Annotated in this window: 9 protein-coding genes and 1 pseudogene; 3 read left to right on the top strand and 7 right to left on the bottom strand. The window is 64.5% G+C overall.

Features of this window, described 5'->3' with window-relative positions; genetic code table 11:
* Positions 1 to 19: 19 nt before the first annotated feature.
* The 3 genes from WCB02_RS12035 to WCB02_RS12025 all read right to left on the bottom strand — a co-directional run bounded on the left by WCB02_RS12035 (position 20) and on the right by WCB02_RS12025 (position 2,619).
* Positions 20 to 1,549, bottom strand: a complete 1,530-nt coding sequence (locus tag WCB02_RS12035; protein WP_423958423.1) for an ammonium transporter — start codon at positions 1,547 to 1,549, stop codon at positions 20 to 22.
* Between the two features lie 38 nt (positions 1,550 to 1,587).
* Positions 1,588 to 1,926, bottom strand: coding sequence for a P-II family nitrogen regulator (locus WCB02_RS12030; RefSeq protein ID WP_008142813.1), 339 nt, complete (start codon positions 1,924 to 1,926; stop codon positions 1,588 to 1,590).
* 354 nt (positions 1,927 to 2,280) lie between these two features.
* Positions 2,281 to 2,619, bottom strand: a complete 339-nt coding sequence (locus WCB02_RS12025; RefSeq protein WP_423958420.1) for a P-II family nitrogen regulator — start codon at positions 2,617 to 2,619, stop codon at positions 2,281 to 2,283.
* Between the two features lie 214 nt (positions 2,620 to 2,833).
* On the opposite strand from WCB02_RS12025, the gene WCB02_RS12020 reads away from it, so the two are divergent.
* Positions 2,834 to 3,709, top strand: coding sequence for a GYF domain-containing protein (locus tag WCB02_RS12020; protein ID WP_423958419.1), 876 nt, complete (start codon positions 2,834 to 2,836; stop codon positions 3,707 to 3,709).
* A 19-nt stretch (positions 3,710 to 3,728) separates the two neighbouring features.
* Here WCB02_RS12020 and tesB read toward each other — a convergent pair whose 3' ends face one another.
* A complete protein-coding gene (gene tesB / locus WCB02_RS12015) occupies positions 3,729 to 4,589 on the bottom strand; it encodes an acyl-CoA thioesterase II (RefSeq protein ID WP_423958417.1) in 861 nt (286 codons plus the stop codon).
* Between the two features lie 191 nt (positions 4,590 to 4,780).
* Here tesB and WCB02_RS12010 point away from each other — a divergent pair, with 191 nt between their 5' ends.
* Positions 4,781 to 6,001, top strand: a complete 1,221-nt coding sequence (locus WCB02_RS12010; RefSeq protein WP_423958415.1) for a ubiquinone biosynthesis hydroxylase — start codon at positions 4,781 to 4,783, stop codon at positions 5,999 to 6,001.
* A 45-nt stretch (positions 6,002 to 6,046) separates the two neighbouring features.
* Here the strand turns inward: WCB02_RS12010 and WCB02_RS12005 are convergent, their stop codons facing one another.
* The 3 genes from WCB02_RS12005 to WCB02_RS11995 form a co-directional block, all read right to left on the bottom strand.
* Complete coding sequence (locus tag WCB02_RS12005) at positions 6,047 to 7,018, bottom strand: alpha/beta hydrolase family protein (RefSeq protein ID WP_423958413.1); 972 nt, start codon at positions 7,016 to 7,018, stop codon at positions 6,047 to 6,049.
* Between the two features lie 3 nt (positions 7,019 to 7,021).
* Positions 7,022 to 7,219: a Trm112 family protein gene (locus WCB02_RS12000; protein WP_423958411.1), complete on the bottom strand. Its 198-nt coding sequence runs from the start codon at positions 7,217 to 7,219 to the stop codon at positions 7,022 to 7,024.
* Positions 7,220 to 7,344: 125 nt separating this feature from the next.
* Entirely contained in the window at positions 7,345 to 7,881 is a 537-nt protein-coding gene (locus WCB02_RS11995; RefSeq protein ID WP_423958410.1) for a TetR/AcrR family transcriptional regulator, read from the bottom strand.
* Between the two features lie 78 nt (positions 7,882 to 7,959).
* On the opposite strand from WCB02_RS11995, the pseudogene WCB02_RS11990 reads away from it, so the two are divergent.
* Positions 7,960 to 8,186 (top strand): annotated as a pseudogene (locus WCB02_RS11990) (hypothetical protein); the annotation flags it as partial.

Below are 8,186 nucleotides of genomic sequence, written 5' to 3'. Positions count from 1 at the left end.
TCGCGCCCCGGGAGGACCCTTACATGTTGTAGGCGCGCTCGCCGTGCTCGGCGATGTCGAGACCTTCGCGCTCCACTTCGACGGAGGGACGCAGGCCGACGATCACGTCGACGATCTTGTAGAGGATCGCCGACCCGACGCCCGACCACACCAGCGTGGCGAGGACGGCCTTGCCCTGCGCGATCATCTGCGTGACGAGGTCGTAGGTGCCGGCATTGTTGCCGGTGATGTTGGTGTAGTCGGTGATGCCGACGCCACCGAGTGCGGGATTGACCAGGATGCCGGTGCCTAGCGCGCCGACGATGCCGCCGATGCAGTGGACGCCGAACACGTCGAGCGCGTCGTCGTAGCCGAGCGCGTTCTTCACCGTGGAGACGAAGAACAGGCAGATCGGCGAGACGATGAGGCCCAGCACCAGCGCGCCGATCGGACCGGCGAAACCGGACGCCGGCGTCACCGCCACGAGGCCCGCGACCGCGCCCGAGCAGATGCCGAGCAGCGACGGCTTGCCCTTGACGGCCCATTCGCACAACAGCCAGGACAGCGCCGCACCGGCGGTCGCCACCATGGTGTTGACGAAGGCCAGAGCCGTCGTGCCATTGGCTTCGAGGTTCGAGCCGGCATTGAAGCCGAACCAGCCGACCCAGAGCAGCGAGGCGCCGATCATGGTCATGGTCAGCGAGTGCGGGGCCATCAGGTCCTTGCCGTAGCCGGTGCGCTTGCCGATGATCAGCGCGCCGACCAGGCCCGCGATCCCTGCGTTGATGTGCACCACCGTGCCACCGGCGAAGTCGAGCGCGCCGGCGCCGGCGAGCCAGCCGACCGAACCGGTGACCTCATCGAGCTTGGCCTGGGCCGCCGTCTTGGCCGCGGCATCGGTTGCTGCAGCCAGCGCCTTGGCGGCATTGGCGACGTCATCGGGAGCGGCCACGTACCAGACCCAGTGCGCGATCGGATAGTAGATGAAGGTCGACCACAGCAGGATGAACAGCATCACTGCCGAGAATTTGATCCGCTCGGCGAAAGCGCCGACGATCAGGGCCGGGGTGATCATCGCGAAGGTCATCTGGAACACGAAATAAGCGAGCTCCGGAATCACGACGCCGTTGGAGAACGTTGCCGCCGTGGCGTTGGCGTCGACGCCGTGCATGAAGGCTTTGGCAAAGCCGCCGATATAGGGCGTCATGCTGCCGCCGTCGCCGAACGCCAGCGAGTAGCCGTAGATGCTCCAGGTCACGCCGATCATCGACACGATCGCGAACACCTGGGTCAGTACGGAGGCCATGTTCTTGGTGCGGACCAAACCACCATAAAACAGTGCAAGACCTGGAATCGACATCATCAAAACAAGTGCGCTGGAAGTGAGCATCCAGGCAACGTCGCCCTTGTTGGGAACGGGTGCTGCCGCTGCTGCCGGAGCCGCGGCCGCGGCGTCGGCCGCTGCTGGAGCCGCAGATTGAGCAAGCGCAGTATCGACAAAGCCCACGGCGCAGATTGCCGCGATAGCCAGGACTGCCCATCCCGCATTGGTGGGACGCTTAAACGTCATTTTGGTTTACTCCTGAGTGGTAAGGGGTGAGCGGGAAATCAAAGGGCCGCGGCATCGGCCTCGCCGGTGCGGATGCGAACCGCATGGTCGAGGTTGATGACGAAGATCTTGCCGTCGCCGATCTGTCCGGTCTTGGCGGCGGACGTGATGGCGTCGATGGTTTTGTCGACCTGGTCGGAGGCGACAGCGACTTCGATCTTGATCTTGGGCAGGAAACTCACCGCATATTCGGCCCCACGGTAAATTTCCGTATGGCCTTTCTGGCGGCCATACCCTTTGACTTCCGTCACCGTGAGACCATGAACGCCAATGGCGGTCAGGGCATCACGGACTTCTTCCAGCTTGAATGGCTTGATGATCGCCATAACAATTTTCATGGGTCCTATCCCCGCTTGGGCCCGGTACGGACGTGACCGGGCGTTTTTGACTGAGGTTCACCACGAAGAGAGCTCACTACGCGGCCACCAGCCGGGACCCCTAGAATCAAATGCCGTGCCAGATGGCGGGCGCCACCTAACGGATTATGAACGCGAACCTTTTCGCGCCCTGCGCGAATCCCTGCGACCTGCGCCATTCGGTCGCGCTCAATAATTAGGCATCATAGCCTAAATCGTAAGCTTGCCAAGCTCCAGTCATAATACTGCTCATGCGACGGGCAGAAAAAAGGTAACAAGATACTATTTCAGCCGGATTGCGACGGCTGCGGGCCCCCGGCAACCTCACAGCACGGATCAGAGGGCGTCGCTGTCGGTCTCGCCGGTTCGGATTCGCAACGCGTGTTCGATCGGGGTCACGAAGATCTTGCCGTCGCCGATCTGACCGGTCCGCGCACTGCCGGTGATGGCATCGACCGCCTTGTTCGCGAGTTCCGACGCGACCGCGAGCTCGATCCGCAGCTTGGGCAGAAAGTTCACGACATATTCGGCGCCGCGATAGATCTCGGTATGGCCCTTCTGACGGCCGTAGCCCTTGACCTCGGTGACCGTCATGCCGTGCACGCCAATCGCGGTGAGCGCCTGACGCACCTCATCCAGCTTGAATGGTTTGATGATCGCAACGATGAGTTTCATGGTCGGGCCTTCGGCTCCCCAATTGCCGCCGCTCAACAGCGACGATCACCAAATCTGACATCTTTCCGGGCAAATGGCACAAAAATTTTGCAGATCCGAGCGAAAACATTTGGCAGCGGCGCATAACGGCCCCTGTACAGGGCAGCGGCAGGTCGGTCACAATAGGTTGCGGCGGGTCAAACAGCCGCCTTTGACGTCGCCCTGGGGGAGTCAAATGTCCGACCGATCCTGGTTTTTTGCAGCCGGCGGCCAGCAGCAAGGTCCCTATCCGGACGCACAGCTTCGCGATTTCATCGCGCGCGGAACGGTCAGAGCCGAGACGCTGGTTTGGACCGAGGGCATGGCGGGCTGGCAGAAGGCAGTAGAAATTCCCGGTCTGCTTCCGAGCGTCGCCGTTTCATCGCAACCGCCGGGGAGCGGCGGCACGCCATCGACGGGTGCTCGCGTCAGTTTTGGCGGCCCGCTGTCGCTCGATGCGGAACTCTGGCCGTTGCTGGGTTGGAGCCTGCTGCTCGCGTTCGGCGTGGCGCTGGTGATTCCGGCGCCGTGGGCGGCGACCCATTTCTATCGCTGGGTGGCCGCGCGGCTTCGTGTGCCGGGCCGCCCGAATCTCGCGTTCACCGGCCGGGTCGGCGATATCTGGTACGTGTTCGTCCTGCTCGGACTCTGCAGCTACGCGGGAACGACCGGCCATCCAACCATCCAGCTGCTCCTGATTCCGTTTGAAGGGTTTCTGTCCTGGATGACGGTACGGTGGATCGCCGGCAATCTCGCATCGAACGGCCAACGGCTTCCGATCGCCTTCGAGGGCAGCGCTTTGAGCTATGTCGGCTGGTACGTGCTGATGTTTGTTTCGATGATCACCATCATCGGCTGGGCCTGGGTGATTGCCGCCTGGATGCGCTGGGTCTGCCGCAATATCGGCGGCACGCATCGTGATGTGGCGTTCAATGCGACCGGCCTGGAAGTTCTGTGGCGCTCGCTGGCGTTTGGCTTTGCCAGTATTTTCCTGATTCCGATCCCATGGGTGTTGCGCTGGTACGCCCAGTGGTACGCCTCGCAATTCGAACTGCTCGACCGCTCGTCCTGAGCGCGGGGGTGCGCGGACGTTATCTGCGTTCGCGCACCGAACCTTCCTGCACCACGGAGGCCACCAGCGTCCCGTCGGGCTTGAAGATCAGGCCGCGCGCCAGGCCGCGGCCGCCTTGCGCGCTGGGCGAGTCCTGGGCATAGAGCAGCCATTCGTCGGCGCGGAATGGCCGGTGAAACCACATCGCGTGATCAAGGCTCGCCGGCATCATCCGCGTGTCGAACAGGGTGCGGCCGTAGCGCGCCATCACCGCATCCAGCAGCGAGAAGTCCGACGCATAGGCCAGCGCGCACATATGCAGCGCCGGATCGTCGGGCAGCTTCGCCGCGGTGCGGATCCAGATGTGGATGCGGCCATCCTCGACCTTCTGGCCGAAATAGCGGCCGATCTCGACCGGACGCAATTCGATCGGGCGATCGGATTCGTAATAGCGGCGGATGAAATCCGGCATGTCGCGGAACATCGGCTGCTTGGCCAGTTCCTCCGCGGTGAGCTTCTCCGGCGGCGGCACATCCGGCATCCTGTCCTGATGATCGAACGAGCCCTGCTCCTCGGCATGAAACGACACCATGATCGAGAAGATCGCGTTGCCATGCTGGATCGCGGTGACACGGCGGGTCGAATAGCTCTTGCCGTCGCGCAGCCGCTCGACCTCGTAGATGATCGGGATCTGGGGGTCGCCGGGCAGAATGAAATAGCAGTGCAGCGAATGCGGCAGCCGGCCCTCGACGGTGCGGCACGCCGCCACCATCGCCTGCCCGATCACCTGGCCACCGAACACCCGCTGCCAGCTCGTCTTCGGGCTGTTGCCGCGAAACAGGTTCACCTCGAGCGGCTCGATATCGAGAATTGAAATGAGGTCGATCAGGCCTTTGGACATGCAGCTTCGTCCGATTCTGCGTCATTTTGGCGCGCGAAGGCGGAAATCGCGCGGATTATCGCCGAATTTCCGGCCCTGGAGGCTTGCCCTATGCCGGACAGACGGCGGGGTGATTGACAACCCTGTTTCACCAACCTGTTTCGCCCAGCTATAGTCCGGTAGCAAGGGGCACGAGTGAGCGAGTTATGAGCATGACGGCACGACAAACCATTGTGATCGGCGGCGGCGGCTTTGCCGGTCTCGCGCTCGCGCTGGCGTTACGCCAGGGTCTGGGGGCGGAAATGTCCGTCATCGTGGTGGACCCCGCGCTCGCGAGCAGGCCAAGCCGCGACCCGCGCGCGACCGCCATCGTTGCCGCCTGCCGCAGGCTGTTCGAGACCGTCGGCGTGTGGGGCGAGGTCGCCGCCGAGGCGCAACCGATCCTCGACATGGTGATCACCGATTCCAAGCTCGAAGACGCGACGCGTCCGGTGTTCCTGACCTTTGCCGGCCATGTCGAACCGGGCGAGCCGTTCGCGCACATGGTCGAGAACCGTCATCTGATCGACGCCCTGACCAGGCGTGCCGAGGCGCAGGGCGTCGACCTCCGTCCGACTGCGGTTGCAAGCTATGATTCGCGCGCCGACGGCATCGATGTGACGCTGGCCGACGGCAGCGTGATCGAGGCAGGACTTCTGGTCGCCGCCGACGGCGCCCGCTCGCGGCTGCGCGAACGGGCCGGCATCGCCACCCATGGCTGGGACTATGATCAATCGGGCATCGTGGTCACGGTCGGCCATGAGCGCGACCATCATGGCCGCGCCGAGGAGCATTTCCTGCCCGCCGGCCCGTTCGCCATCCTGCCGCTGACCGGACGGCGTTCCTCGCTGGTATGGACCGAACGGCGCGCCGAGGCGGCGCGGATCGTCGCATTGAGCGAAGATGAATTTCTGCGCGAGCTCGAGCAGCGATTCGGTCTGCATCTCGGCGAGATCAAGGCGCTGGACAAGCCGCACGCCTTTCCACTGTCCTATTTCGTGGCGCGGTCCTTCATCGGCGAACGGCTGGCGCTGGTCGGCGATGCCGCGCACGTCATCCATCCGATCGCGGGCCAGGGGCTCAACATGGGCCTCCGCGACGTTGCCGCCCTGGCCGAAGTGGTGGCCGACGCGGCGCGGCTCGGCATCGACTTCGGACAGGCCGACGTGATCGAGCGCTACCAGCGCTGGCGGCGGTTCGACACCATGGCGATGGGCCTCGCCACCAATACGCTGAACGTCCTGTTCTCGAACAAGTCGACGCTGCTGCGCTCGCTGCGCGATATCGGTCTCGGCCTGGTCGATCGCGCGCCGCCGCTGAAGGAACTGTTCATCCGTCAGGCCGCGGGGCTGTCGGGCGAAGTGCCGCGGCTGCTGAAGGGCGAGGCGCTGTAGGCCGCCCCGCGTCGCGGATTCACGGCGACCGCTCACTGCGTCTGTTCACGGGATTCTCTCACTTGGCTGTTTCGGCGTGGCTACCTCGCCGGCCAGGATGAAATCCGTGACCTGCGCGATCAGGGTCGGATCGAGCGGCCGGTCGGATTGCCTGTAGGCGGCAAGATCGTCGGCCTCGTCGGTCACATCGTTCAAGACGTGGTTCATGTCGGGCAGCCACAGCGTCTTGGCCAGCGAGTTGGCCGTGGACAGCGCCACGAAATCCAGCCGCGCCACCTGGCTGTCGCGGCCGCCGCCGACAATCAGCGTCGGCGCGTCGATCTTTTGCAGCGGCTCGACCGGGTCTTCGTTGAACGCGGAGGCCATGCTGGGCTGCATCGCGGGCGGGATCGCGAGCCCTGGCGGCATGGGATCGACGATCTGCCCGGCCATGATGGCGTCGATGGCCTTGGCCATCGGCGCGAACACGTCGGGCGGCAGCTTCTTCTCGAGCTGTGCCTTGAGCAGGTCGCCCTGTTTCCTCGCCGCGGTCGCGAGCAGCACCAGACAATCGATCGGAAGGCGCCGCGCGGTCAGGATCGCGACCAGCCCGCCCTCGCTGTGCCCGACCAGCGCGACATGGGTGAATTTCGCGCTATTGCGCAAATAACCTACAAGAGCGGCCGCGTCATCGACATAGTCCTTGAAGCGAAAATCTTCCGGCCGTCCGAATTGCGGTTTCCAGCCGCCGGCGCCGCGCTTGTCGTAACGCAGCGTCGCGATGCCTCGCGCGACCAGCTGGTCCGAAAGCTTCTTCAGCGTCGCAGGCCTGGCCTGCGGTCCGTTGCCGTCATGGTCGGTCGATCCCGAGCCGGCGATCAACAGCGCGACCGGCGGCCGCTCGACGCCGGGCGGCACGGTCAGGTATGCGTCGATCGCGCCGACGCGAATCCGGCTTTCGTCGGCGGAGGCGCGCATGGTCATTCCAGCCGCAAAGCCGAGCGCCGCAAGCACGCCGATGATCGCTCGCACGCGCATCGCTCACTCGATCTTGCGCGCCTCTTCCGGCAGCATGATCGGGATGCCGTCGCGAATCGGATAGGCGAGCTTGGCCGAGCGCGAGATCAGCTCCTGTCTCGTCGCATCGAATTCGAGGGGTCCCTTGGTCAGCGGACAGACCAGGATTTCCAGCAATTTCGGATCGACGGTGTTTTCGAGTCGTTCGGGCAATGCGCTCATCGGCTTCTTCTCCGGCTTCGTCTCACCTCTAGCACGCCGTTGCGCGTCACGCCGCGTCCTGTTTTTGTCCGTTCCGCCCTGGTCGCACGAACGTGCGTCGTCTCCAACGCGGGCAAAAGCCGCGCTCAGGGCGACGCGATCCGCAGCAGGTCGTCGAACACCGCCTCCTGCTGGGCTTTCGGCAGCGGCTTGTCCGACAGGGCGTAACCGAGAAAGGCCCAGTACAGGATCTGGGTTCGCGGCCGCGCGGCCTCTGCCGTGAATCCCGCGGTCCGGAGCAGACCTTCCACATAGTCCATGCGGCGGCGGTCGATCGCGTGCACGGCGGCGCGGGCGGCCGGGTCGAACGCAGCCCAGCTCCGGACCGCGCGTTCGACCCCGGACCTGGCGGAGAACACGCGCTGCAGCAGCAGCGGCAACGGATTGTCATGGCCGGCGGCGGCTTCCACATCGGCAATGATCTGCTCGACGGCGACCTCGCGCCAATATCTCAGGATCGCGGCATGAAACGCGGCGATATCCGCGAAATGCCAGTAGAAGCTGCCGCGCGACACGCCCATCGCCTTGGCCAGCGGCTCGGCCTTCAGCGCGGTGAAGCCATTGGCGGCCAGCGTCTTGAGGCCCTGGTCGAGCCAGTCCTTTGCGGTCAGTTGATCGGTCATGCTGCGCGACCATACACTTGTGTATTGACAGGCGCCAGCGCGACGCCTATTACCATACAGTACTGTATGGAGAGTCGGATGCGCGATATCCTGCTGCAATGTTCGGGGTTCGGGGCCATCATCGCGGCGCTGATCCACGGCGCGCTCGGTGAAACCAGGGTGTTTCCGCGCGCCAGCATCGAGCCGAAGCGGCTCAGGACCCTGCTGCGCGTTGTCTGGCAGGCCGCCACGGTGGCATGGATTGGCGGCGGCGTCCTGCTGGTCGCCGCGCCCTGGATGGCGTCGGACGCGGCCCGGCACTGGAT

Source organism: Bradyrhizobium sp., from assembly GCF_049581145.1.
Lineage (GTDB): Bacteria > Pseudomonadota > Alphaproteobacteria > Rhizobiales > Xanthobacteraceae > Bradyrhizobium.
Note: the sequence above shows the minus strand (reverse complement) of the source record. Positions and strands in the feature narration are given on the sequence as shown.

Coding starts and splice junctions, on each gene's coding strand:
- tesB (WP_423958417.1), bottom strand. CDS start 4,589: ATGTCCAAAGGCCTGATCGACCTCATTTCAATTCTCGATATCGAGCCG.
- WCB02_RS12025 (WP_423958420.1), bottom strand. CDS start 2,619: ATGAAACTCATCGTTGCGATCATCAAACCATTCAAGCTGGATGAGGTG.
- WCB02_RS12020 (WP_423958419.1), top strand. CDS start 2,834: ATGTCCGACCGATCCTGGTTTTTTGCAGCCGGCGGCCAGCAGCAAGGT.
- WCB02_RS11995 (WP_423958410.1), bottom strand. CDS start 7,881: ATGACCGATCAACTGACCGCAAAGGACTGGCTCGACCAGGGCCTCAAG.
- WCB02_RS12035 (WP_423958423.1), bottom strand. CDS start 1,549: ATGACGTTTAAGCGTCCCACCAATGCGGGATGGGCAGTCCTGGCTATC.
- WCB02_RS12010 (WP_423958415.1), top strand. CDS start 4,781: ATGACGGCACGACAAACCATTGTGATCGGCGGCGGCGGCTTTGCCGGT.
- WCB02_RS12030 (WP_008142813.1), bottom strand. CDS start 1,926: ATGAAAATTGTTATGGCGATCATCAAGCCATTCAAGCTGGAAGAAGTC.
- WCB02_RS12000 (WP_423958411.1), bottom strand. CDS start 7,219: ATGAGCGCATTGCCCGAACGACTCGAAAACACCGTCGATCCGAAATTG.
- WCB02_RS12005 (WP_423958413.1), bottom strand. CDS start 7,018: ATGCGCGTGCGAGCGATCATCGGCGTGCTTGCGGCGCTCGGCTTTGCG.